The 24,694-nt window shown below is 69.1% G+C and carries 24 protein-coding genes; 5 read left to right on the top strand and 19 right to left on the bottom strand.

The window, feature by feature from the left end; genetic code table 11:
• The first annotated feature begins 45 nt into the window (after window positions 1–45).
• Window positions 46–1,035 (top strand): tRNA dihydrouridine(20/20a) synthase DusA, encoded by a 990-nt coding sequence (gene dusA, locus CDN99_RS12305; protein WP_310732474.1) that lies wholly within the window; start codon window positions 46–48, stop codon window positions 1,033–1,035.
• 25 nt (window positions 1,036–1,060) lie between these two features.
• Window positions 1,061–1,642: a methylated-DNA--[protein]-cysteine S-methyltransferase gene (locus tag CDN99_RS12300; RefSeq protein WP_088385136.1), complete on the top strand. Its 582-nt coding sequence runs from the start codon at window positions 1,061–1,063 to the stop codon at window positions 1,640–1,642.
• A 6-nt stretch (window positions 1,643–1,648) separates the two neighbouring features.
• On the opposite strand, the gene CDN99_RS12295 is transcribed toward CDN99_RS12300, so the two are convergent.
• From CDN99_RS12295 to CDN99_RS12275, 5 genes are all read right to left on the bottom strand, one after another.
• Window positions 1,649–2,665, bottom strand: a complete 1,017-nt coding sequence (locus tag CDN99_RS12295; protein WP_088385135.1) for a recombination-associated protein RdgC — start codon at window positions 2,663–2,665, stop codon at window positions 1,649–1,651.
• Between the two features lie 318 nt (window positions 2,666–2,983).
• Window positions 2,984–3,688 carry a DsbA family oxidoreductase gene (locus tag CDN99_RS12290; RefSeq protein ID WP_088385134.1) on the bottom strand — a complete coding sequence of 235 codons (705 nt, stop codon included), beginning with the start codon at window positions 3,686–3,688 and terminating at the stop codon, window positions 2,984–2,986.
• Between the two features lie 22 nt (window positions 3,689–3,710).
• A complete protein-coding gene (locus tag CDN99_RS12285) occupies window positions 3,711–4,694 on the bottom strand; it encodes a succinylglutamate desuccinylase/aspartoacylase family protein (protein ID WP_088385133.1) in 984 nt (327 codons plus the stop codon).
• Between the two features lie 190 nt (window positions 4,695–4,884).
• Entirely contained in the window at window positions 4,885–5,793 is a 909-nt protein-coding gene (locus tag CDN99_RS12280) for a PIG-L deacetylase family protein (RefSeq protein WP_088385132.1), read from the bottom strand.
• 273 nt (window positions 5,794–6,066) lie between these two features.
• Window positions 6,067–7,026, bottom strand: a complete 960-nt coding sequence (locus CDN99_RS12275) for a DMT family transporter (protein ID WP_088385131.1) — start codon at window positions 7,024–7,026, stop codon at window positions 6,067–6,069.
• Between the two features lie 37 nt (window positions 7,027–7,063).
• On the opposite strand from CDN99_RS12275, the gene CDN99_RS12270 reads away from it, so the two are divergent.
• On the top strand, window positions 7,064–7,513 hold the full coding sequence (locus CDN99_RS12270; RefSeq protein ID WP_193531706.1) for a DUF3052 family protein: 450 nt from the start codon (window positions 7,064–7,066) through the stop codon (window positions 7,511–7,513).
• 28 nt (window positions 7,514–7,541) lie between these two features.
• Here the strand turns inward: CDN99_RS12270 and aptA are convergent, their stop codons facing one another.
• From aptA to CDN99_RS12255, 3 genes are all read right to left on the bottom strand, one after another.
• Window positions 7,542–8,852: an omega-aminotransferase AptA gene (gene aptA / locus CDN99_RS12265; protein WP_088385129.1), complete on the bottom strand. Its 1,311-nt coding sequence runs from the start codon at window positions 8,850–8,852 to the stop codon at window positions 7,542–7,544.
• A gap of 66 nt (window positions 8,853–8,918) precedes the next feature.
• Entirely contained in the window at window positions 8,919–9,812 is an 894-nt protein-coding gene (locus tag CDN99_RS12260) for a DMT family transporter (protein WP_088385128.1), read from the bottom strand.
• A gap of 72 nt (window positions 9,813–9,884) precedes the next feature.
• The gene (locus tag CDN99_RS12255) at window positions 9,885–10,679 is read right to left on the bottom strand and encodes a ferritin-like domain-containing protein (RefSeq protein WP_088385127.1); all 795 of its coding nucleotides are present in this window, start codon (window positions 10,677–10,679) and stop codon (window positions 9,885–9,887) included.
• Between the two features lie 29 nt (window positions 10,680–10,708).
• Here CDN99_RS12255 and CDN99_RS12250 point away from each other — a divergent pair, with 29 nt between their 5' ends.
• Both CDN99_RS12250 and hslO read left to right on the top strand, forming a co-directional pair.
• On the top strand, window positions 10,709–11,233 hold the full coding sequence (locus tag CDN99_RS12250; protein ID WP_088385126.1) for a gamma carbonic anhydrase family protein: 525 nt from the start codon (window positions 10,709–10,711) through the stop codon (window positions 11,231–11,233).
• Between the two features lie 113 nt (window positions 11,234–11,346).
• Window positions 11,347–12,330, top strand: coding sequence for an Hsp33 family molecular chaperone HslO (gene hslO, locus CDN99_RS12245; RefSeq protein WP_088385125.1), 984 nt, complete (start codon window positions 11,347–11,349; stop codon window positions 12,328–12,330).
• 213 nt (window positions 12,331–12,543) lie between these two features.
• Here the strand turns inward: hslO and CDN99_RS12240 are convergent, their stop codons facing one another.
• The 11 genes from CDN99_RS12240 to CDN99_RS12190 form a co-directional block, all read right to left on the bottom strand.
• On the bottom strand, window positions 12,544–14,325 hold the full coding sequence (locus CDN99_RS12240; protein WP_238139492.1) for a bifunctional metallophosphatase/5'-nucleotidase: 1,782 nt from the start codon (window positions 14,323–14,325) through the stop codon (window positions 12,544–12,546).
• Between the two features lie 94 nt (window positions 14,326–14,419).
• Entirely contained in the window at window positions 14,420–15,094 is a 675-nt protein-coding gene (locus CDN99_RS12235) for an AAA family ATPase (RefSeq protein WP_088385123.1), read from the bottom strand.
• A 10-nt stretch (window positions 15,095–15,104) separates the two neighbouring features.
• Entirely contained in the window at window positions 15,105–15,767 is a 663-nt protein-coding gene (gene pnuC, locus CDN99_RS12230; RefSeq protein ID WP_088385237.1) for a nicotinamide riboside transporter PnuC, read from the bottom strand.
• 29 nt (window positions 15,768–15,796) lie between these two features.
• Window positions 15,797–16,066 (bottom strand): septum formation initiator family protein, encoded by a 270-nt coding sequence (locus CDN99_RS12225; RefSeq protein ID WP_088385122.1) that lies wholly within the window; start codon window positions 16,064–16,066, stop codon window positions 15,797–15,799.
• A gap of 289 nt (window positions 16,067–16,355) precedes the next feature.
• Entirely contained in the window at window positions 16,356–17,642 is a 1,287-nt protein-coding gene (eno, locus tag CDN99_RS12220; protein ID WP_088385121.1) for a phosphopyruvate hydratase, read from the bottom strand.
• A gap of 216 nt (window positions 17,643–17,858) precedes the next feature.
• Entirely contained in the window at window positions 17,859–18,146 is a 288-nt protein-coding gene (locus CDN99_RS12215; protein WP_088385120.1) for a DUF1330 domain-containing protein, read from the bottom strand.
• A gap of 52 nt (window positions 18,147–18,198) precedes the next feature.
• Window positions 18,199–19,872, bottom strand: coding sequence for a CTP synthase (gene pyrG / locus CDN99_RS12210; protein ID WP_088385119.1), 1,674 nt, complete (start codon window positions 19,870–19,872; stop codon window positions 18,199–18,201).
• A gap of 135 nt (window positions 19,873–20,007) precedes the next feature.
• Window positions 20,008–20,880: an alpha/beta hydrolase gene (locus tag CDN99_RS12205; protein WP_088385118.1), complete on the bottom strand. Its 873-nt coding sequence runs from the start codon at window positions 20,878–20,880 to the stop codon at window positions 20,008–20,010.
• 49 nt (window positions 20,881–20,929) lie between these two features.
• Complete coding sequence (gene mutS, locus CDN99_RS12200; protein WP_238139491.1) at window positions 20,930–23,527, bottom strand: DNA mismatch repair protein MutS; 2,598 nt, start codon at window positions 23,525–23,527, stop codon at window positions 20,930–20,932.
• Between the two features lie 92 nt (window positions 23,528–23,619).
• Window positions 23,620–24,039, bottom strand: coding sequence for a hypothetical protein (locus CDN99_RS12195; RefSeq protein WP_088385117.1), 420 nt, complete (start codon window positions 24,037–24,039; stop codon window positions 23,620–23,622).
• Window positions 24,036–24,506 (bottom strand): Panacea domain-containing protein, encoded by a 471-nt coding sequence (locus tag CDN99_RS12190; protein WP_088385116.1) that lies wholly within the window; start codon window positions 24,504–24,506, stop codon window positions 24,036–24,038. The genes CDN99_RS12195 and CDN99_RS12190 overlap by 4 nt, the downstream gene beginning before the upstream one ends.
• Window positions 24,507–24,694 lie beyond the last annotated feature (188 nt).

The raw sequence follows: 24,694 nt of genomic DNA, 5'->3' as shown, positions 1-24,694 counted from the left end.
CAGGTTAGAAGCGATATCTCACCTTGGCGTTTAAGTATTGCGCCCATGCTCGACTGGACCGACCGCCACTGCCGCTATTTCCACCGGCTGCTGACCCGCCACGCCCTGCTGTACACCGAGATGGTCACCACCGGTGCCATCCTGCACGGCGACAAGCCACGCCACCTCGATTTCAACGCCGAGGAGCACCCCGTCGCGCTGCAGCTCGGCGGCTCCGAGCCGGCCGATCTCGCCGCCTGCGCGAAGCTGGCCGAGCAATGGGGCTACGACGAGGTCAACCTGAACTGCGGCTGCCCCAGCGAGCGCGTCCAGCGCGGCGCGTTCGGCGCCTGTCTGATGGCGGAGCCCGCGCTGGTCGCCGACGGCGTGAAGGCGATGAAGGACGCCGCGAGCCTGACCGTCACCGTCAAGCACCGCATCGGCATCGACAAGATCGAGAGCTACGACTTCGTGCGGGACTTCGTCGGCACCATCGCCGATGCCGGCTGCGAGGTCTTCATCGTCCACGCCCGCAATGCGTGGCTGCAAGGGCTCTCCCCGAAGGAGAACCGTGACATCCCGCCGCTGCGTCATGAGCTGGTTCATCGGCTGAAGCGCGAGTTCCCCCATCTGACCATCGCCATCAACGGCGGGATCAAGACGGACGACGAGATCGCCGAGCAGCTCCAGTACGTCGACGGCGTCATGGTCGGCCGGCAGGCGTATCACGAGCCCTGGCAGATGACGCAGTGGGACCAGCGCTTCTTCGGCGAGGGCGCCGCCCCCGTGGTCAGTCGCGAGGAGGTCGAGGAACGCTGGCTCGGCTACCTCGACAGGCAGGTCGCCCAGGGGCGCCCGTGGTCGCAGGCGATGCGGCATGCGCTGGGGCTGTGGAACGGGCTGCCGGGCGCGCGTCGCTGGCGCCAGGTGTGGTCGGACCACAAGCTCAAGGCGCTGGCGCCGCGCGAGGTCGCCCGGCTCGCGACCCAGGCGCGCCTGCAGGCCGTCGAGTCGGCCAGCCAGCATCCCGCCTTCCCGGCGTCGGTCACGAACTGATCGCGCGTCCCGACACCGCACCGCCATGGCTCCGCAAGTCTTCTTCCATTGCTATCCGACGGCGCTCGGCCACTGCGGCATCGCGTGGACGGAGCGAGGCATCGTCGGCTCGCAACTGCCGGAAGAGAGCGCCGCGGCCACCCGCGATCGCATGCGCGTGCGCTTCCCCGCGGCGCGTGAGGAGGCGGAGGTCGAACGACTACCCGAATCGGTCCGGCAAGCCTGCGACGGCGTCAGGGCGTTGCTCGACGGCGAGCCCCGCGATCTGCTGGAAGTGGTGATCGACGACAGCGCGCTGGCGCCGTTCGATCGCGAGGTGCTGGCGTTCACGCGCCGCATTCCGGTCGGGCAGACGCTGACGTACGGCGAGGTGGCGGCCCGGCTGCATCAGCCGGGCGCCGCGCGCGCGGTCGGGCGGGCCGAGGGCCACAACCCGTTCGCGCCCATCGTGCCGTGCCATCGCGTGATGGGCGCGCCGGCCGCGAGCAAGGCGGCCAACCTGACGGGGTTCTCCGCGCCGGGCGGCGTCGCGACCAAGCTCAAGCTGCTGGCGATCGAGGCGCGGGCGACCGGCCAGCAGGTGGGTGAACAGCAGGACCTGTTCTAGCCCAGATCAATCCCACGGCGCCGCTTCGGTCGCGAGGTCTGCATCCTTCGCCGTGGAGGGGGCTTGCGCGGTCTTTGCCTCGGCGCCAGCCGGCGCATGTTCCGCCGCGATCTTGGCCGATTGGCCGATGAAGTCCAGCTCGCCGCCCAGGCCTTCGATCAGCTCCGGGATCAGCTGACTCAGTTCGCCGGTCGCCAACGCCGCGTCGACGTCGAACGCCTCGTCCTTCGCCGGCTTGTCGCGGCCGTCGAACACGATGTCCAGGAACTTGATGCCCTTGATCTGCATCGTGTCGGTCAGCGTGATCGACATGCGTTCCTTCCACGTCAGCGCCAGCCGCGTCGGCATCTTGCCGCTGGTCAGGTGGGCCTTCACCTCGTCGGTGTCGAGGTTGTGGCGGGCATAACGCACCGCCGCCTTCATCTCGTCCGCGGCCTTGAGCTCGCAGTCGCGGTCGATGACGAAGTCCTTCGGCGGCACGCCGTCCATCAGCCACGCGGCCATGCACGCGGCCGGCGATTCGGCGGTCTGCAGCAGGTGCAGATTGATCGAGCTGTCGGCCTTCACCAGCAGTGTGATCAGCTCGTCGGCCTTGCCGATCGAACCCGCGTCCACCATCAGCAGGCCCTGCTTGGGCGAGATCCAGATCCGCAGGTGCGACTGCGACGTGAACGCGCGCGGCAGCAGCTCCAGCGTGGCTTGTTCCTTCAGGTCGCGCTGCTGCTTCTTGCCGGGACGGCGGCCGGTCTCGAGCTCGATCTTCTCGAGCATCTCCTCGACATGCTCGCGCACCACCGACCCCGGCAGCACACGCTTCTCCATCCGCAGGCTCAGCAGCCAGTGGCCGTCGATCTCCTCCAGCAGACGGGCGCCGGGCTCGCCGCGCGGCGGTACCCAGCCGGCCGACAACGCCTGCGTCGCGCCGCAGGGCTGGAAGCGTTCCTGTTCCAGCGCGTCTTCCAGCGCGTCGGCGTTCGGTTGCCAGTCGTTGGCGATGCGGTAAACGATCAGATTCTTGAACATGGGAGCAACTTCTCGGACTGTGCGGATCGCATCGCGGACAACGGCGGTCCGTCACGGCGATCCCAATGACAACGGGGCCACGCGGACGACGCGGGCCCCGTTCGAAACGATGGCGGATTGTCTCAGGTCTGGTGCTCGGCCGGCCAGCGGATCATCCCGGTTGCACGACTTGCGACAGTCGTTGCAAGAACGCGGGAGACGCCTGCCGCCGGTTGCCGTGACAGGGGGTCGCCAGTGGGCGCGATCAGGCGAGCGTAAGGCGAGGGGGCGACGCTCAAGCAACGACCGTCAGGCCGCGGCCGGCGAGGGGCCGACGGATCAGGGGGCGGCCTGTTCGGCGGCGATCTGCCGCAGCGCCTGCTCGAAGGCCTCGGGCGGCTGGCCGCCCTGGATCATGTAGCGCTCGTTGATGACGACGGCCGGCACCGAGCTGATGCCGCGGCCGAGCCACAGCGATTCGGCATCGCGGACGTCCTCGGTGTACTCGCCGCTGTCCAGCACGCGCGCCGCCTCGGCCTTGTCGAGGCCGATCTCGCCGATGGTGTGCAGCAGCACTTCCCGGTCGCCCGGGTTCTTGCCGTGCGTGTGATACGCGGTCAGCAGCGCCAGCTTCAGGTCGTGCTGCGCCCGCGCGGACTGCAGCCCGGCCCAGTGCAGCAGCCGGTGTGCATCGAAGGTGTTCCAGATGCGGCTGCGAGCGCCTTCGGTGAAGGTGAAGCCGACCTCGGCGCCGCGCTGGCGCAGGTGCTCGCGGATCTGCTGGCGCTGCTCGGTGGTCGAGCGGTACTTGCGCGTCAGGTGCTCCTCGATGTCCTCGCCCTCGGGGGGCATCTGAGGATTCAGCTCGAAGGGCTGGAAGTGCAGGTCGACCGCGATATCCGGCAGGCGCTTCAATGCCGTCTCCAGCGACTTGAGGCCGACGGCGCACCACGGGCAGGCGACGTCGGAGACGAAGTCAATGCGCAGCGGCGCGGGGGTGGACGGGGCGGCGGTGGTGCCGGGGGTGGCGGTCGTGTCGTTCATGTCGGCGACTCTAGCCGCGAGCTCAAGACAACACGCGGTCGCTGGGCTTTGCCAGGTAGAACCACTCGTGGCCGGGTTCCGACCGGCTGTTGGGGAACACGATGCGGCCGCCGAAGGGCGCCAGCACCGGCGTGCCGTCGGCGCGGGTGCCGATGCGCTCGCCCTCGGCGATCGCGTCGAAGCTGGCCCATTCACGCTCGAAGCGGTCATCGGCATGCTCGCGGTCGACCACCTCATACAGCTGCAGCAACTCGACCGGCCGCGTCGGGTCGGCCGGCTCGACGCAGCCCGGCGCCACCATGCCCAGCAGCACCAGCGTGCGCAGGATCGCCTGGAACGCGACCTCGGGGCCGCGCGGGTCGGCGTGCTGGCCGCATTCCAGCGTGATGCAGTAGCCGCCCTGGCTGCGCATGTACTCGGTGGTGCCGACGCCGTAATGCGGGTCCTGCTGCAGCGCCATCTTGCGCGAGCCGTCGGCGGCCTTCTCGGCGCGGCGCTTCAAGCCCAGCGCGTAGGTCGACAGCCAGCCCTCGACGATGCGATCGGTGCCGACGGCCAGCGCCAGCGCGCTCTCCGCGGCCTGATGGCGGAAGGGCTCCAGGTCGCCGTCGTTGTCCCGCGGGCCGAGCATCGCGAAGGCCGGGCCCGGGTTGTTGAAGCTGTGCAGGTCCAGCAGCACGTCGCTGGCGGCGAGCCAGGGGCAGAACTTGTTGGCGATGCGGTCCTCGAAATCCTGCGGGATCGGGTTGACGCGCAGGTTGCGGTTCAGGTTGCGCTCGCCCTCGCGGCGCTGCAGGCGGTGGGCCAGCGGATTGACGATGGGGATGAAGGTCAGGGTGCCCTTGCGCAGCGTCAGCGCGCCGCTGTCCAGCATCGCCATCACGCGTTCGATCGCGCCGACGCCGGCGATCTCGTTGCCGTGGACCGCGGCGCTGACCAGCAGACGCGGGCCGGGCTTCAGGCCGGCGAACTGGTGGATGCGCAGATGGGTGGGGTGATCGCTCATGGCTCGGACACGGGGACGAGGAGGGGAGGAATGAGGCGCCGACGGATCGAGGGGCCGTCCTCGGCCCAGCCAGGCACGGACGACGACGGGAGGCCGGCGGCGAAAGCCTGAAGGATAGGCCCCGAGCGGGCCAGGGACGTGCGCAGGGCGCGCGATCCGGGCGTCGCCCGGTGTGGGCTTGGCCGCGACGTCAGGCGCCGAGCAGCGCGGCGACGTCCAGCGACGCCTGGCAGTGCCAGTGCGTGTTGGGCAGGTCCCCGGTGGCGGCGCCGTCGACCCAGCGGGTCAGGCGGTACAGCGTGCCGAAGGCGAAGTCCGGCGGCGCCTCGCCCGGTCCGGCCAGCAACTCGCCGCCGCGGCGGACGTTGTCGGCCATCCAGGCCGGCAGGCGCAGGTGATACGGGTTGCGGGCGATCTCGCCATGGTGGCAGGCCAGCGCGCGCACCAGCAGCGCGGTGTCGCGCTGGCTGGTTTCCACCAGCGTGGTCGGCGCGGGCTGGGTGGCCCAGAACTCGGTGTGGGCGACGACGGTGCTCAGCCGCGCCTCGCGCAGCGCCTCGGCCACCAGCAGGTGCACGCCGATGTGCGTCGGGATGCCATCCCCGGCGTGGGGCACCAGGATCAGCGCGGGTTTCTCGGCGGCCAGCAACTCCGCCACCAGCCGCACCTGCTGCTGCCACAGTGGCGTGCGGGCGGCGGCGGCTTCCGGCTTGACCTGCTCGAAGCCGTCGGCGGACAGCAACCGGACGTCGAAGCCCAACACGTCGCAGGCCGCCTTCAGTTCGGCCCAGCGCTCGGCGCGCCGCTCCTGCTTGCTGCCCAGCGTCACCGCGACGTTGGTGACGCGCCATCCGGCTTCCTGGCGCAGGCGTAGCGGCAGCGCGCCGACGATGCATTCGTCATCCGGATGCGGCGCGAAGACCAGCACGTGCGGCCGATCGGCCGGCGCCGTGGTACCGGCACCATCCGGTGGCAAAGGACTGACACCGGTACGCACCGGCTGCCGCAGCACGGCATACCAGCCGGCGATCCAGGACTCCCATTCCGCCTGGCTGACGGGCGTTGGCAAACTCGGCGAGGTAGTAGCGTTGGCGGTCATCGACGGGGAGTTTTCTGGGCGGACGGCTGCCGTCCGTGTTTCGATTTAGCGGCCAATCTTAACGGGCCGAATTCGCAAATGGTATTACATTGGTAGTAAAACTAGATGAAGACCGGATATGGCCGGCCCGGCCCCGTCGCGGAGGCTTTCCGTAGCGCGCGGGATGTGCCGTGCCAGGCTTGATCGGGTCGCGCGAGGCCTTGGGCTGCCCGTCACGCTGATGACGCGCTGGAGGCGCGCCGGAGGCGCCCGCCGCGGTTGGCGGCTGCCGCCTCAGGCGCGGCGGGTGGTCGAGGAGGGCCAGGTCGCCAGCATCACGCCGGCCAGCGCCAGCGCGTAGGCGAGCGCCTGGATGCCGCTCATCCGCTCGCCGAGGAAGACCAGGCCGACCAGCGCGGTGGAGATCGGCAGGAACACCATGAAGACACCGGCCTTGGCGGCGCTGATGTGCCGCAGGCCGCGCATCCAGAGCCAGACGGTCACGGTGCTGGCGGCGATCGCGTAGAAGAGCAGCAGGCCCCAGGAGCCGGTTCCGACGCCGCCGAAATCGAAATCGAGCGCCTGCCAGATCCCCAGCGGCGTCACCAGGACGAGTCCCCAGAGGTTGATCAAGGCGCTGATGCGCTTGGGGGACAGGTCATGCGTCAGGCGCTTGCCGATGACGACGTAGCTGGCCTCGCAGACCATCGCCCCGACCAGCAGCAGCGCGCCCCAGCCGGAGGTGTCGCCCGAGCCCGGCGCGTCGCCATGTTTGTTCAGCGCCACCATCGCGATGCCCGCCACCGCCAGCGCGATGCCGGCCAGCGTGCGGCCGGCGATGCGCTCGCGCAGGAAGATCCAGCTCAGCAGCGCCACCGTGGCGGGGATGCCGGCCATGATCACCCCGGCCACGACCGCGGAGCTGTGGCGCAGCCCGTACAGCAGGCAGATCGAGAACAGGAAGTTGCCGAAGAACGATTCCAGGAACAGCAGGAAGCGCGTGCGGCCGGACAGCGGCGCCTCGGCCGGTCCGCGCCTGAGCCACGGCAGCATCAGCACCGCCGCCATGCCGAAGCGCAGGAAGGCCAGCAGGAAGATCGGGAAGACCAGCACCAGCAGCTTGGACAGCCCGACGTAGCTGCCGATCAGGCTGGTGCTGGCGGCCAGGCTGGCGTAGGCCCACAGCGGCGCGTGGCCGTGGTGGCCGCGCGGGGCGGACGGGGGCGGGTCGCGATCGGTTGTGGTGCTGGACATGGTGCGGGATGATGCCGCACGGATGGAGGCTTCCACGATGGCGACAGCGGCGACTCCCGCAAAGACAACGGCGGCCGGTTATTCAGGCACGCCCCTCGCACGCAAGCTCGGCCTCCGGGCGGGGCATGCGCTGTGGGTGCTGAACGCGCCCGAGGACTACGACGCGTGGACCGCGCCGCTGCCCGAGGGCGTCACCCGCGCCGGGCGGCCGACGGCGAAGGTCGACATCGCGCATGTGTTCCTGGTCGAGCGCGCGGACCTCGCGCGATGGTTGAAGGACCTCCGCGCCCAGTTGCGCGACGACGCGGCGCTATGGATCTCCTGGCCCAAGAAGGCCTCGAAGGTCCCCACCACCCTCACCGAGGACGTCATCCGCCAGGAGTGCCTGCCGCTGGGCTGGGTCGACGTGAAGGTGTGCGCCGTCAGCGACGTGTGGTCGGGGTTGAAGCTGGTGGTGCGCAAGGAGCTGAGGGCCAAGGCGCCGTGAGGCGCCCATGAGGCCCTCGGTCTGCTGACTACGCCAGCCGCCGCAACGCGGTCCTGATCGCGCCGATCATCCGGTCCAGGTCCTCGCGCGCCGCGATCAGCGGCGGCGACAGCGCCAGGATGTCGCCGGTGGTGCGGATCAGCACGCCTTGTTCCCAGCAGTCGAGGAAGGTGTCGAAGGCACGCTTGGTCGGCTCGCCGGCGCGCGGCGTCAGCTCGATGCCGCCGACCAGGCCGATGTTGCGCACGTCGATCACGTGCGGCTCGCCCTTGAGCGAATGCAGTTGCTCCGCGAAGTAGCCCTGCAATTCCGACGCGCGCGTGAGCAGCCCTTCTTCCTCGTAGGTGTCCAGCGTCGCCAGCCCCGCCGCGCAGGCCAGCGGGTGCGCCGAGTAGGTGTAGCCGTGGAAGAACTCGATCAGGTGCTCCGGGCCCGTCATGAAGGTGTCGTGCACCGACTGCCTGGCGAAGACGGCGCCCATGGGCACGCAGCCGTTGGTCAGGCCCTTGGCGACGGTCATGAGGTCCGGCGTCACGCCGAAGGTCTGTGCCCCGAAGGCGTTGCCGGTGCGGCCGAAGCCGGTGATGACCTCGTCGAAGATCAGCAGGATGCCGTGCCTGTCGCAGATCTCGCGCAGGCGCTGCAGGTAGCCCTGGGGCGGGATCAGCACGCCGGATGAGCCCGCCACCGGTTCGACGATCACCGCCGCGATGGTCGACGCGTCGTGCAGCGCGACCAGCCGCTCCAGGTCGTCCGCCAGGTCCGCGCCGTGCGCCGGCTGGCCGACGCTGAAGGCGTTGCGGGCCAGGTCGTGGGTGTGCCGGATGTGGTCGACGCCGGCCAGCAGCGTGCCGAACATCTTGCGGTTCGCGACCATGCCGCCCACCGACATGCCGCCGAAGTTGACGCCGTGATAACCGCGTTCACGGCCGATCAGGCGGGTGCGCTGGCCCTCGCCGCGGACGCGGTGGTAGGCGAGCGCCATCTTCAGCGCGGTCTCGACCGACTCCGACCCGGAGTTGGTGAAGAACACCTTGTTCATGCCTTCGGGCGCCAGCTTCGCCAGCCGCGAGGCGAGCTCGAAGGCCTTCGGGTGTCCCATCTGGAACGGCGGCGCGAAGTCCAGTTCCGCGGCCTGCTCCTGGATCGCCTTCACGATGCGCGGCCGGTTGTGGCCGGCGTTCACGCACCACAGGCCGGCGATGCCGTCCAGGATCTGGCGCCCGCGGTCGTCGGTGAAGAACATGCCGTCGGCACGGGTCAGCAGGCGCGGCGACTTCTTGAACTGGCGGTTCGAGGTGAACGGCATCCAGTAGGCGTCGAGATCGGGCGTGGTCATGAGAAGCTCCCCGCTTGGGCTGTCGATGATCGAGCCAGTCTAGCCCCGCCGGAGCACCCCGTCGGCCTAGGCCGCGCGCGGCCTGAGCACCCGCAGCATCGGCAGCAACTGGATCAGCAGCATCGCGCCGAGGATCAGCGCGCAGCCCAGCAGGCCGGCGGCATTGAGCCGGTCGCCCATCAAGAGGTAGCCGAAGACGGCGGCGAACAGCGTTTCCGACGACAGGATGATGGCGGCGTCCGCCGCGTGCGCGTAGCGCTGCGCCACGACCTGCGCGGTGAAGGCGACACCAACGGACAGCACGCCGGTGTACAGCAGCGGGCCGGTGGCGGCCTGGATGCCGGACCAGCTCCACGGCTCGAAGCACAGCGCCCAGGCCAGCGACACCAGGCCGCAGAACAGGAACTGCCCGCCGGCTACGGTGAACGGCGAGTTCATCCGGTCCGCCACCTGGCCGACCAGCAGCACGTGAACCGCCCAGGGCAGGGCGGACGCGATCACCCAGGCGTCGCCCAGGCCGATGTCGAGCTCATGCGCGCCGGACAGCAGGAAGGCGCCGATCAGGCAGGCCGCCGCGCCCGGCCACACCGACCAGTGCGGCAGATGACGCAGCAGCGCCCAGCCCAGCAGCGGCACCAGCGGCACGTAGAGCGCGGTCAGGAAGCCGGCGTTCGTGACGGTCGTGTACTGGATGCCGATCTGCTGCAGCACGGCGCCCAGCGTCAGCAGCACGCCCAGGCCGACGATCTTGAGCGCGTCGCCGCCGCGCAGCGGCAACGCGGAGGGTGCGCGGCGCTCGCGCACGATCAGCGGCAGCACCACCAGCGCGCCGATCAGGAAGCGGATGCCGGTGAACATCATCGGCCCCATCGCCTCCATGCCATGGGCCTGGGCGACGAAGGCGGAGCCCCAGATCATCGCGATCAGGGTGAGCAGCAGGTTGGCTTGGATGCGGGTCATGGAGCGGGAGTGTCGGGGACGAAGGGCGGTGCGCGGTATGGCTGGGAAACGCCAGCCTTCACGAGCCGCGGGTCATGAGCTGAGATAGGCGATTTCCTCATCGCTGAAGCCGGCCGCCGCGCGGGCCTCGACGTTGAACGGCGGGCGCAGCCGGGGTGCCTCGAAGCGTTCGACGAGCTCGGGATACAGCGCCACCGGATCCAGGCCGCGTTCGCGGCACAGGTGTCGGTACCAGCGGTTGCCGATGCGGACGTGGCCGACCTCGTCGCGCAGGATGATGGCCAGGATCTCGACCGCGCGCGCATCGCCGCCCTTGGCGAACTTGGCCTGCAGCGGCGGCGTCGCGTCCAGGCCGCGCGCCTCCAGCGTGCGCGGCACCAGCGCCATGCGCGCCAGCACGTCGCCCTCGGTGCGGCGGGCCATGGACCACAGGCCGTCGTGCGCGTCGAAATCGCCGTATTGGCGGCCGTGCGCGCGCAGGTGCTCGTCCAGCAACGTGAAGTGCAAGGCTTCCTCGGCCGCCACCTGCAGCCAGTCGAAATAGAAGTCCCGCGGCATGCCCGGGAATCGCCAGACCGCGTCCAGCGCCAGGTTGATGGCGTTGAACTCGATGTGCGCGATGGCGTGCAGCAAGGCCGCGCGACCGTCCACCGTGAACGGCGAGCGCGAGGCCACCTGCACCGCCTCGACCAGGCGCGGCCGCGCCGGACGGCCGGGCGGGTCGGTGTCGGGGGTGAGGCGGGCGGCGGCGTCCAGCGGCGCCGCGTCGCGGTCGGCGGCGGCGGCGTGCAACTCGCGGGCCGCCTGCGCCTTGGCCTGCGGGTCCGGGATGAGAAGGACCTGCAGCGCGCGGGTTCTGAGTTCCATTCGTAGAATTATCCCTTTTGGAGAATCGCATGGCCGTCTATCGCCTCGGCGAGCACACGCCGCAACTCGGCACCGGCGTCTGGGTCGCCGAGAGCGCGCAGGTCATCGGCCGCGTGACGCTGGAGGACGACGTCAGCATCTGGTTCAACGCCGTGCTGCGCGGCGACAGCGACCACCTCACCATCGGCGCCGGCAGCAACATCCAGGACGGCAGCGTGCTGCACGCGGACGCGGGCATGCCGCTGAAGCTCGGACGCAACGTGACCGTCGGCCATCAGGTGATGCTGCACGGCTGCAGCGTCGGCGACAACGCGCTGATCGGCATCGGCGCGGTGGTGCTCAACGGCGCCAGGATCGGCAGCAACTGCCTGGTCGGCGCGGGCTCGCTGGTCACCGAAGGCAAGGAGTTTCCGGACGGCAGCCTGATCATGGGCTCGCCGGCGAAGGTGGTGCGCGAGCTCACGCCGCAGCAGATCCAGGGGCTGGCGCTGAGCGCCGCGCACTACGTGCGCAACGGCCGGCGCTACGCCGAAGCGCTGGTGCGCATCGATTGACGCGGCACCCGGCAGGCGCCGCGGGCCCCCTCGGCCGCGGTCCTCCGCGCCGATGTCCGGGCTTGCGACCGCGCGATTCGCCCCCATCACTCGATATCAATGAAGGAATCCCAATGACAACCAACAGCCCCAAGGCCGCCCCGAGCGAGCTGCACAAGTTCCTGTTCGAGGGACTGCCGGTGCGCGGCATGCTGGTCCGGCTGGATGGCAGCTGGAAGGAGCTGCTCAGCCGCCGCAAGGAGCCGCTGGAGCCCGCCGTGCGCGACCTGCTCGGGCAGATGAGCGTGGCCGGCGTGCTGATGCAGGCCAACATCAAGTTCAACGGCGCGCTGGTGTTCCAGGTGATGGGCGACGGACCGCTGAAGCTGGCGGTGGTCGAGGTGCAGCCGGACATGAGCTTCCGCTCCACCGCCAAGACCCGCGGCGAGGTGGCCGACGGCGCCACGCTGCAGGAGATGCTGAACGCCCACGGGGAAGGCCGCTGCGCGATCACGCTCGATCCGAAGGACAAGCTGCCCGGGCAGCAGCCCTACCAGGGCGTCGTGCCGCTGAGCGGCCCGACCGGCCAGCCGCTGGAGAAGCTCAGCGACGTGCTGCAGCACTACATGCGCCAATCGGAGCAGCTCGACACCACGCTGGTGCTGGCGGCCAACGACGAGGTCGCCGCGGGCCTGCTGATCCAGCGCCTGCCCATCGAGGGCGAAGGCAACCTGGAGGCGGGGGCCTCCTCCGGCATCGAGCGCGAGGAGATCGAGGACGCCTACAACCGCGTCAGCATGCACGCCGCGACGCTGACCTCGGACGAGCTGCTGACGCTGGACGTCGACACCATCCTGCGCCGCCTCTTCTGGGAAGAGAACGTGCGCCGCTTCGAGCCGCAGTACCCGCGCTTCGCCTGCACCTGCTCGCGCGAGCGCGTCGGGCGGATGCTCATCGGCCTGGGCCGGCAGGAAGTGGACGAGATCCTCGCCGAACTCGGCGGGGTGGAGATCGGCTGCGAGTTCTGCGGCAACCACTACGTCTTCGATGCCGTCGACGTGGGGGAACTGTTCACCGAGCGCGAGAAGCAGGCGCCGGGGTCCAGGCAGGTGCAGTGATCGTTCGCGTCGCTTGAAAGGCGAAGGCCGCGTCGGTGGTGAGCCGGCGCGGCCTTCTTCATTCCTGCCGGCCACCGAGCACGTCGGCGGAATCCGGGGGCGCTCCGCCCCTCCAAGTCCCAAGTCGCTCAGGAGCCCCCCGATCTCGCTGACCCGCGAGACCGTGCGGCGTTCCTTCGGTGGACGTTGCCGACGTTGCCGTCGCGCAGGGGCTTATTGATCGACGCGGATGGCGCGGTTCAGCGTCGTCGCTTTCACACGCGTCGTGCCCAGAGACTGGAAGTAGGCCTCCAGCGCGTCGACGTCCATCGGGCCCGTCCGGATGAAACGCGCCCGGGTGAAGGTATCGAAGCTGTCGCCGCCGACTTGCAGGAAGCTGTTGATCGTCACGCGGATCTTCTGGTCCGGCGCGATCGGCTGGCCGTTCAGCCGCATGCTGCCCGGTTCCACGCGCGAGCCGATCGGCCGACGCTTGTCCCAGCGGTAGCTGAAGCCCTGCGAGACCTGCAGCGGCAGCCACTTCGCGTCATTGGCCCACCACTGTTCCTCGAGTGTCTGGCGCAGCTCGTCGCCGCTCATCTCGACCACCACCAGCGCATTCGAGAAGGGCAGCGCCGCGAACAGGTCGCCGTAGGTGACCCGGTCGTCGTCGCGATGGATCAGGCCCGTGCGCACGCCGCCGCTGTTCTGGAGCGCGAGCTGCGCGCCGCCGTTCTCCGGCGCGCGCGTGGCGGCCAGCATGCCGTCGGCGACGAGCTGGCCCATCGTCGAGCCGCCACCGACATCCTTGTCGTCGCCTTCCTTGCTCAGCGCTTGCGCCAGGAATCCCACCGGCCGGTCGATCAGCGGCTGCGCCACGCGCTGGTAGCTGTCGATCAGCAGGGTCTGGCGCGCATCCTTCGGCGTCTCCGGGCGGACCACGACGTTGGCGGCGCGCGCCTCGGTCATCGTGCCGGTCGCGCGGTCCAGGGTCAGGTCGATCTCGGTGACGAGGGTGCCGTACTTGTCGCCGCTGGTGACCAGCCGGCCGTCGATGCGGCAGTTGTAGGCGCGGTGCGTGTGACCCGAGACGATCAGGCCCACGCGCTTGTCCAGCTTCTTGACGATGTCCACGATCGGGCCGGAGATCTCCGGGCACTCGTCGATGCCGCCGCTGGGGTAGCCGCCCTCGTGGATCATCACGACGATGGTGTGCACGCCCTGGCGTTCGAGCTCTGGCACCAGGCGGTTGACGGTGTCGGCTTCATCGTCGAAGCGCAGGCCCCGGATGCCGGTCGGGCTGACCAGCTCCGGCGTGCCTTTCAGCGTCAGGCCGATGAAACCCACCGGCACGCCCTCAAAGCGCTTGATCGCGTAACCCGGCAGCACCGACTGTCCGGTGGCCGTGTCGATCGTGCTGGCGGCCAGGTACTGGTACTTGGCGCCCTTGAACTCGGTCGGACCCTTGCAGCCGTCCTTCGGATGGCAGCCGCCGCGCTGCTTGCGCAGCAGCTCGTCCAGGCCCTGGTCGAACTCGTGATTGCCCACCGAGGACAGGTCCAGCCCCATCATGCCGAGCGATTCGATCGTCGATTCGTCATGGAACAGCGCCGACAGCAAGGGGCTGGCGCCGACCAGGTCACCCGCCGCGACGAAGACGTGGTTCGGGTTCTTCGCCTTGATCCGCGCCACCACGGTGGCCATGCGCTCGGAGCCGCCGGCCTCCAGCATGACCGTCTGGCCGGGATTGGCCGGATCGGGCAGCTTGATGCCGCCGGCTGGCGGCAGCAGGTTGCCGTGGAAGTCGTTGATCGCCAGCACCTTGACGGCGACCGTGCCGGCGGCCGCCTTGGCGATCGCGCTTGGCGCGCCCACCGACGGGGGCATCGGCGCCTGTGGCGATGATGGGGTCAACGAGCCGCAGGCGGTCAGCAGGACCGTGCTCAGCAGCGCCGACAGCAGCATCGGCATCGACGGCGCGTGTGGCGAGCGACGGACGGAAAGGGGACGATTCATCGGAAAATCTCCAGAAAACGTCGCGCGCAAATGTTTGCGGGCGGGCGACGGCGCATTCTGCCTCGCGTCCTTGTCGATGACGTGAAGCTGGCGTTCAGATGCGCGGAAGGCGCTCGGCGAGGCGGCTGGCGTGCTCGCAATCCGGGTCGTCGCAGTGCTCGCAGCGCCAGTCGCCGCCGAGGTGGTCCTCGCGCTGCAGCAGTCGGCCGAAGAGGCCGTCCTCGCGTCCCAGGCGCGGGCGCAGCAGCGGCCCGAGCGCGTTCAGCGCCTGGCCGAGCCGGTCCGGCCCCGTGCCCGTGACCAGGCTGTAGCCCAGGCCCGCGTCGCGCAGCGCGCGGCGGATCGCCCGGTCGACGGGCTGACGCACATGCGGGCCGTCGCGCTGCAGGCCGTCGGCGATCCAGGGCAGGTCCAGCGCCATCAGCAGCGTGGCGTCCATGCGGGCCTGGACCTGCATCGCGAACGGGTACAGCGAGGGGTCGTCGAACAGCAGCTCGCTGTAGATGGCGGTCATCAGCGGCGTGGTGTCGTGGATGACGAGGTCATGATCGACCGCGGCGGCCTCGGCGCGGCGCCACTGCTCTTCGGCGATGGCGCGCTGCTCGTCGGCGCGAGGGGTGCGGTCTTCGCGCTCGCACCATTCGCGCAGGTATTCGGGGACGAGCGCGCAGCGCAGGCGCGTCTGGTCGCGCAGGTGCGCCGTCAGCGCGAGGCCGAGCTGGCTCTTGCCGGTGCTTTCCGCGCCCAGCAGCGCGATGTGCAGCGCCATGGCCGGTCCGTCAGGCCGCGACGGCCGACGACCGCGGCGTCGCGAGCTGCCGCTGCCAGGCGCGCCAGCCGGCCACCGACATCGGCACGAACACGGCGTACAGCACGACGGTCAGCCAGTAACCCTTGAGCGCGAACAGCGCGATGCTGACCAGGTTGACCATCACCCAGACGGGCCAGTTCTCCTGGTATTTACGGCCCAGCAGCCACTGGCCGGTGATGCTGGCCACCGTGGGCAGCGCATCCCAGAACGGCAGCGGCGAGTCGGTGCGGTGCTGCAGGAACAAGCCCAGCAGCGGCCAAGCAGCGAGCGTCGCCAGCAGCGCCATCAGCCGGCCTCTCGGGCCCAGCGTGCGCACGTGCAGTTCGTCGCCGTCGGCGGTCCTGCCGCGCATCCACTGCCACCAGCCCCACAGCGCCAGTCCGGCGAAGAGCAGTTGCAGCGACGCTTCGCCGTAGAGCTTGCCACTCCAGAACAACAGGAAGTAGAGCAGGGAGCTGGTCAGCGCCAGGGGCCAGGCCAGCACCTGCACCCGCATGTTGCACACGACCATCCAGATCGCCAGCACGAAGGCCACCAGCTCCAGCCAGCTGACCGGGCTGCCCAGCGCCGTGAACGCGGGCGCGAGCGCCGTGTCGAGAAGAGGCCGCAACGGCCCGAAGAGGGCTTCCATCTGCGTGAGCATGCGCGAAGAAGAGAAAGTCAGCGACGCAGCGGGACGAAGACCTCGTCCGCCTTGACCATGCCCAGTTCCATGCGCGCCTTCTCCTCGACCATCTCGAGGCCCTCGCGCAGGTCGAGCAACTCCGCCTGCAATTGCGCGTTGCGCGCGCGGGCCTTCTCGTTGGCTTCTTCCTGCTGACGCAGTTCGGCGCGCAGCTGGACACCGCGGGCCAGCCCGCCCTTGCCGAGCCAGAGCTGGGCCTGGATGGCGACAAGAAAGGCGGTGAGGACGATGGCCAGGGCTTTCACAGGCGGCGAGTGTAGCCGGCTGGAATGCAGCTGCGAACTCGTGTGGGGGTGGGGTGGCCTGGATTCGAGGGGGGAGACCGCCTGCCTGCTTGTGTCAAGCGTTGGCCGCCGAGGCATGGGGCCTTGGCCTGCGCCAAAACCCCATGCCCCGCCGTCCCCCCTTACCGCCGTCCTTCCTCGGTTCTGCGACCGAGGGCCCCGTTGGATTCAGGGAGGGGACTGGGGGGTGATCGGGACTGGATCGGATCGGTCCGATCCAGTCCGGTCCGGTCCGACGGCGGCCGAGGTCTTAGCGCAGGTTGTAGAACGCGCTACGGCCGGGGTACACCGCCACTTCGCCCAGGTCTTCCTCGATGCGCAGCAGTTGGTTGTACTTGGCCATGCGGTCCGAGCGCGACAGCGAGCCGGTCTTGATCTGGCCGGCGTTCAGTCCGACGGCGATGTCGGAGATCGTCGAGTCTTCCGTTTCGCCCGAGCGGTGCGAGATCACGGCGGTGTAGCCGGCGCGCTTGGCCATCTCGATGGCGGCGAAGGTCTCGGTCAAGGTGCCGATCTGGTTGATCTTGATCAGGATCGAGTTGGCGATGCCCTTGTCGATGCCTTCCTTCAGGATCTTGGTGTTGGTGACGAACAGGTCGTCGCCCACCAGCTGCACCTTGTCGCCGAGCTTCTCGGTGATGTGCTTCCAGCCGTCCCAGTCACCCTCGGCCATGCCGTCCTCGATCGAGATGATCGGGTACTTGTCGACCCAGGTGGCCAGCATGTCGGTCCATTGCTCGGCCGTCAGCTGGATGCCGCCTTCGCCTTCCAGCACGTACTTGCCGTCCTTGTAGAACTCGCTGGCGGCGCAGTCCAGGCCCAGCGCGATCTGCTCGCCCGCGGTGTAGCCGGCCTTGTCGATCGCCTCCAGGATCAGCTGGATCGCGGCTTCGTGGCTCTCGACGCTGGGGGCGAAGCCGCCTTCGTCGCCGACCGCGGTGCTGATGCCCTTGTCGTTGAGGATCTTCTTCAGCGCGTGGAAGACCTCGGCCCCCCAACGCAGCGCCTCGCGGAACGACGGCGCGCCCACGGGGATGATCATCAGCTCCTGCAGGTCCAGCGTGTTGTTGGCGTGTGCGCCGCCGTTGATGACGTTCATCATCGGCACCGGCAGCTGGTTGCCGCCCATGCCGCCGAAATAGCGGTACAGCGGCAGGCCGGATTCCTCGGCCGCGGCGCGGGCCACGGCCATCGACACGGCCAGCATCGCGTTGGCGCCCAGGCGGCTCTTGTTCTCGGTGCCGTCCAGGTCGATCAGGGTCTTGTCCAGGAAGGACTGCTCCGAGGCGTCCAGGCCCAGCACGGCTTCGCTGATCTCGGTGTTGATGTGCTCGACGGCCTTCAGCACGCCTTTGCCGAGGTAACGCGACTTGTCGCCGTCACGCAGTTCGATCGCTTCGCGCGAGCCGGTGGACGCGCCCGACGGCACGGCCGCGCGGCCCATCACGCCGGACTCCAGCAGCACGTCGCATTCCACGGTGGGGTTGCCGCGGCTGTCGAGAATCTCGCGGCCGACGATGTCAACAATGGCGCTCATGGGAACAGTCTCCAGAAGTGAAAAAGCTTGTGCGGCGCGCATGGTGCCAGCAACGGGTTACCTGCGCTGAACAACCTGCGGCTCGAACGGCCCGCGTGGCCGAGTGGGCTCAAGCGGGATCGGAAAAGAAAAAAACCACCGCGCCGCGATCGCCCGATGCGACGGGCTGGCGGTGCGATGGCTGTGTCATGGATGAGGCGATCGGCTCGGGCCGGATCAGACGCCGTCGACCACGATCATGCGCATGACGCCGGCGTTCTCGCGCAGCGACTTGGCGTGCTGGTAGGTCTCGGATTCATAGAAACGCCTGGCCGCGGCGCGGTCGGGGAACTTCAGGACCACCAGGCGGCTCGGCGTCCAGGGGCCTTCCAGCACCTCGAACTCGCCGCCGCGGACCAGGACCTCCGCGCCATGCTCCTGCATCGCCTTCGTGCTCCATTCGCGATAGAGCGCCATCTGGGCGGCATCCGTCACGGTGACGTCGGCGATGATGAAGGCGGGCATGGGCGGTGTCTTTCCTGAACGTTGAATCCTGAAGTCCCGGTGACCCGGTCGATCAGGCGGCCTTGACGGAGGTCGCGTGGCCGGCCTTGGCCTTGTGCTCCAGCGCGGCCTTGATGAACGCGATGAACAGCGGGTGGCCGTCCCACGGCGTGGACTTGAACTCCGGGTGGAACTGCACGCCCATGAACCAGGGGTGCACCTCGCGCGGCAGCTCGACGATCTCGGTCAGCTTCTCGCGCTGCGTGATCGCCGAGATCACCAGGCCGGCTTCCTGCAGCGCGTCCAGGTATTGCTCGTTGGCCTCGTAGCGGTGACGGTGACGCTCGGTCACGACCGGGCCGTAGATCTCGTGCGCCAGCGTGCCCGGCTTGACGTCGGAACTCTGCGCGCCCAGGCGCATCGTGCCGCCCAGGTCCGACTTCTCGTCGCGCTTCTGGATGGAGCCGTCGGCGTCCTGCCACTCGTCGATCAGCGCGATCACCTTGTGCGGGGCGTCGGGTTCGAACTCGGTCGAGTTGGCGCCGGCCAGGTGCGCCTTGTGGCGGGCGTATTCGATCGTCGCGACCTGCATGCCCAGGCAGATGCCCAGGTAGGGCGTGCTGTGCTCGCGGGCGTACTGGGCGGCGAGGATCTTGCCCTCCACGCCGCGCTTGCCGAAGCCACCCGGCACCAGGATCGCGTCGTACTTGCCGAGCTGGTCGACATGGTCGGCGTCCAGCGTCTCGGAGTCGACGTACTCGATGTTCACGCGGGCATGGTTATGGATGCCGGCGTGGCGCAGCGCCTCGTTGAGCGACTTGTAGCTGTCCGACAGGTCGGTGTACTTCCCGCACATCGCGATGGTGACTTCGGTCTTGGGGTTCTCGACCTCGCTGACCAGCGTGTCCCAGCGCTTCAGGTCCGCGGCCTTGGTGTTGAGCTGCAGCTTGGTGCAGATCATCTGGTCCAGGCCCTGCTCGTGCAGGACGCGCGGCACCTTGTAGATGGTGTTCACGTCCCACATGGAGATCACGCCGTACTCGGGGACGTTGGTGAACAGCGAGATCTTCTCGCGCTCGTCGTCCGGAATGCGGCGGTCGGCGCGGCACAGCAGCGCGTCGGGCTGGATGCCGATCTCGCGCAGCTTCTGCACGGTGTGCTGGGTCGGCTTGGTCTTGAGCTCGCCGGCGGCGGCGATCCAGGGCACGTAGGTCAGGTGCACGAAGGCGACGTTCGTCGGACCGGCCTTCAGGCTCATCTGGCGCGCGGCCTCGAGGAAGGGCAGCGACTCGATGTCGCCGACGGTGCCGCCGATCTCGACGATCGCCACGTCCACCGCCTCCGGCGTGCCGTGACCGGCGCCGCGACGGATGAAGTCCTGCATCTCGTTGGTGATGTGCGGGATCACCTGCACCGTCTTGCCGAGATAGTCGCCGCGGCGTTCCTTCTCCAGGACCGACATGTAGATCTGTCCGGTCGTGAAGTTGTTGGTCCGCTTCATGCGCGTCGTGATGAAGCGCTCGTAATGGCCCAGGTCCAGGTCGGTCTCGGCGCCGTCGTCGGTGACGAAGACCTCGCCGTGCTGGAACGGGGACATCGTGCCCGGATCCACGTTGATGTAGGGATCCAGCTTGATGAGGGTGACCTTGAGGCCGCGGGACTCGAGCAGGGCGGCGAGAGAGGCCGATGCGATGCCCTTGCCGAGGGAGGACACGACACCGCCGGTGACGAAGACGTACTTGGTCATTGTCTTGCAGCGCCTGGGTGTTCCGTCGGGAACCCAAAAACGCCGTGGTGGTAAAGCGCGATTATAGCGACGCGGCAATGGCTCGACCCGAGGTCCACGCCGTGCCCCCTCAAGCGGGCGAGGCGCGGGGGATGGTCAGGCGACAGCGTCGCTGGCGACCGCCGCGGTCGATGGCCCGGCACCCTTGGCGCGCATCGCGGTCATCAGTTCGAGCACCAGCGCCGCAGTGTCGTCCGGTCGTTCGAATGGGTAGAGGTGGGTGCCTTCGAACCAGCGGAACAGGTCCTTGGCCAACGCCTTCGATCCGGCCGCCGTCGCCTGCCGCAGTTCCTCGGACTGCGTGCCCGCGATGAAGGCCACCGGGCACTTCGGCGCATGGCGGTGCAGCAGGCCGGGCAGGTTGTGCGGCAGCGTGTTGTAGATGCGGGTCTCGATCTCGCGGTTGAAACCGAGCCGCACCTGACCGTCCGCGTGTTCGTCGAAACCGCTGTCGATGTAGTCCTGCAGCACCCGCGGGTCCCAGCGCGCGAACTTGCCCTTGGCCGCGAAATGGGAGCGCACGTCGTTGCGGCTCGGCCATTCGTAGCGCCGTTGATGCGAGACCTTGCCGGGCGACACCCGCTGGATCAGCCCGGCCGCCTTGACCGCGCGCAGGCTGTGCGCGCGCCAGCCGTCGATGACGGGGGAGTCCAGCATCACCAACCCCTGCGCCACGCCCGGCTTGCGGCATGCGGCCAGCAGCGAGACCAGCCCGCCCAGCGAGTGCCCGACCAGCATCACCGGGCCCTCGGGCCGGACCTCGTCGTGGATGAAGTGCAGCAGCTCGTCGCGCAGATGCGGCCAGTTGCTGGTCACCGGGTACCGCGGGTCGTGGCCGATGCGCGGCAGCGCATGCACCTGCCAGCCCGCGTCGCGCCAGCGGTCGAAGAGCACCCGATAGCAGCCCGCCGGGAAGCCGTTCGCATGCGAGAAGACCAGGGTCCTGGGTGCGGTGCCGGTGGCGCTCATGGTGGGGTGGTCGCGGTGCGGTCGGGGGCGCGGTCGGAGGGCGGGGCGATCAATGCCGGCCGGCGGCCAGCAGCTTCAGCTGATACAGCGCCGCATGCGCCTCGCGCGGGCTGAGCGCGTCCGGGTCGATGTCCCGCAGCGCGTCCATCAGCGCCGAGGGCTCTTGCGCGGCGGCGGAGGGCGCGGGTTCCGGTGGCGGGGCGAACAGGTCGATCTGCGCCTCGCCCTCGCTGGCGCGGGCCTCCAGCGCCTCCAGCGCCGCGCGGGCCTGCCGCACGACCGGCGACGGCATGCCGGCCAGCCGCGCCACTTGCACGCCGTAGCTGCGGCTGGCGGGGCCGGGCTGGATCTCGTGCAGGAAGACGATGTCCTCGCCGCTCTCGACCGCCGACACATGCATGTTGACCGCCTGCGGATGCTTGGACGGGAACTCGGTCAACTCGAAGTAATGGGTCGCGAACAGCGTGAACGCGCGGCACTTGTCGTGCAGGTGGGTCGCGATCGCGCCGGCCAGCGCCAGGCCGTCGAAGGTCGAGGTGCCGCGGCCGATCTCGTCCATCAGCACCAGCGACTGCTCGGTGGCGCCGTGCAGGATCGCGGCGGCCTCCGTCATCTCCAGCATGAATGTCGACTGGGCGTTGGCCAGGTCGTCCGCCGCGCCGATCCGGGTGTGGATCGCGTCGATCGGGCCGAGCCGGCAGGCCGTCGCCGGCACGTAGGCGCCCACCGCGGCCAGCAGCGCGATCAGCGCGACCTGCCGCATGAAGGTGCTCTTGCCGCCCATGTTCGGCCCGGTGATGACCAGCAGCTTGGTGCGCGCGTCGAGCCGGCAGTCGTTGGACATGAACTCGCCCGCGCCGGTCTCGCGCAGGCGGGCCTCCACGACCGGATGCCGGCCGCCCTGGATGTCGATGCAGGGATGGCCGACGAACTCGGGCCGGCACCAGGCCAGCGTCTCGGCGCGCTCCGACAGCGCGGCCAGCACGTCCAGCGACGCCAGCGAGCGCGCCAGGCGGCCGAGCGCCGGCAGCTCCTCGGTGAGCTGGTCGATGACCAGTTCGTACAGCATCTTCTCGCGGGCCAGTCCGCGTTCCTGCGCGGACAGCGCCTTGTCCTCGAAGGCCTTGAGCTCCGGCGTGATGAAGCGCTCGGCGTTCTTCAGCGTCTGACGGCGCTGGTAGTCGGAGGGAACCTTGTCGATGCCGCTGTTGGTGACCTCGATGTAGAAGCCGTGGACCTTGTTGTACTGGACGCGCAGGTTGGCGATGCCGGTGCGGGCGCGCTCGCGGATCTCCAACTGGAGCAGGAAGTCGTCGCAGTTGGTCTGGATGGCGCGCAGCTCGTCCAATTGCTCGTCGAACCCCGGGGCGATCACGCCGCCCTCGCGCAGCAGCGCGGCGGGCTCCTCGGCGATGGCGCGGGCCAGCAGCTCGGCCAGGTGCGGGGACGCGCGCAGGCCCTCGGCCAGTTGGTCCAGCAGCGCGGCACCCGCCGGCACGGTCTGGGCCAGCTCGGGCAGGATCTGCAGCGTCGCGCGCAAGCCGGCGAGCTCACGAGGGCGCACCTGGCGAAGCGCGATGCGCGCGGCGATGCGCTCGACGTCGGAGACCTGCCTGAGCGCCTCGCGCAGCGGCTCGAAGCCGGTGCTCATCAGCTCGGCGATCGCGTCCTGGCGCTCTCGGGCGATGGCGCGCTCACGCGGCGGGTGCAGCAGCCAGTGGCGCAGCGCGCGGCTGCCCATGCAGGTGCGGCAGGTGTCGAGCAGCGACAGCAGCGTCGGCGAGGTCTCGCCGCGCAGCGTCTGGGTCAGCTCCAGGTTGCGCTGCGTCGCGGGCGGCAGGTCCAGCAGGTCGGTCGAGCGATGCACCTGCAGGCTCTTGACGTGCGCCAGCGCGCGACCTTGGGTGTGTTCGGCATAGGACAGCAGCGCGGCGGCGGCGGCCTGCGCGGCGGGCAGGTCCTGGGCATTGAAGCCTTGCAGGCTGGCGACGCCGAGCTGCTCGCACAGCTTGCGCGCACCCAGCCCCGTGTCGAATTGCCAGCTCGGGCGGTTGGTGATGGGCAGCCGCGCGGCGATGACCGCCTGCGGATGCTTGTCGCGGTCCACCAGCACCTCGGCCGGCGACATCCGCGCGAGCCAGGAGCCGAGCTCGCGTTCATTGCACTGGGCCAGGCCGAGTTGCCCCTGCGTCATCGACAACCACGCCAGCCCGAGTGTCTTGCCTTGCGCCGACACGGCCAGCAGGATCGAGTCCTGCTTGTCCGCCAGCAGCTCCGAATCGGTGACGGTGCCGGGCGTGACCACGCGCACCACCTTGCGCTCGACCGGGCCCTTGTTCGCGCCGACTTCGCCGACCTGCTCGGCGATCGCGACGGCCTCGCCGAGCTTGATCAGCTTGCCCAGATAGGACTCGAGCGAGTGCACCGGCACGCCCGCCATGACGACGGGCTGGCCGCCGCTCTGGCCCCGCGTCGTGAGCGTGACGTCCAGCAGCGCGTTGGCCTTGCGCGCGTCGTCGAAGAAGACCTCGTAGAAGTCCCCCATGCGATAGAACACCAGCGTGTCCGGGTGCTCGGCCTTGATGCGGAAGTACTGCTGCATCATCGGCGTGTGCTGGCTGAAATCGTCGGTCGCGGCGCTGCTCATCGGGGTCGGGAAATGGGCAACGCCCTCGGCGGGAGGGCGTTGCGGTGGGTGGTTGGCATGGGAGTGTAGGGGATGCGTCGGGGCCCGACGCCTCACGGGTGCAGACGGTGTTCGGGATCCAGCCAGACGACGTAGAAGACCTCGTCGACCAGGATGCCGTGCACGCGGCCGTGTTCGTTGGCGCTGAGCTGGAATTGCCAGGCAGGGCAGGACTGCCACTGAGCGGGCAAGGCATAGCCGAGCTTCTCCGTCGTGCGCGCCCATTCATGGGCGTGGGCACGAAGCGACTTGTCCTTGTTGGTCAGAAATTCCTTCGGTCGCATGGAAGAGATGCTTTGCAACCGCCGCAGCAGGTGCGGCAGGTAGCCTGCCGCATTGCTGATCTGCTCAAGGCCGAACTTGCATGTGGCGTGTAGGTGTCTGAAGGAGAAGCGCAGCAGATCATCCGGCAGTCCGCGTGTCGCATGCTCGCGCGCCGCTGTTGCGTTGGCTTGGCGCTTGTTGACTTTCATGAGCGATCCTCCGCGATCGCTTCAGCGATGAAGAAGCGCTTCATCGACTCGTGGGTGATCTCCGCCGTTGACTCCTCATGGGAGGAGATGCCCTGGCGAGCCTCGATCCACGGTGGCTCGTGCCGCGTGCGAAGCTGCAGGTGCCAGGCGTTGTCGATGCCGTACTGCTCGAGGACCTCGTCGATCACCGCCCGCAGCGTGGGGTCGAGCCCCTCGGGCACGTGGACTTCTTGCGTGATCGGGCACCATCGCAGGTGCTCGTAGAGGGCTTGCACAGAAGTGCAGGTCGGCCCGGAGATCCAGGCTTCGATGCGCTCCGGGAAGGCGGGCGTGTCATGCAGCGCCAGGCACCAGCCTTGCACGTAGTACAGCAGCTTCTGGAGCTTGGCGCTGGTGATGGGGTCGCGAACTTCCTGGAAGAAGGCGAGGATGTATTCGGCGACGGTGGCGGCAGTGGACGTCTTCATCTTCGAGCGGCATCGAATGAGCGAGTGAGCGAGTGATGAAGATCCTAGGACCGCGCATTTGACAACCCTGTCTCATCGACGCCGAATCGATCCCGAAAACGACAAAGCCCTCCATCCGGAGGGCTTCGTCAGCAGTCGGCAAGCTGGCCCGGAAGACCGCTCCGGAGAGCGGCGCCGGTACGCGCGGG

The sequence above is a fragment of the Roseateles aquatilis genome (genome assembly GCF_002205645.1).
Taxonomy (GTDB): Bacteria; Pseudomonadota; Gammaproteobacteria; order Burkholderiales; family Burkholderiaceae_C; genus Roseateles; species Roseateles aquatilis.
This window is presented reverse-complemented; position numbering and strand designations above follow the sequence as displayed.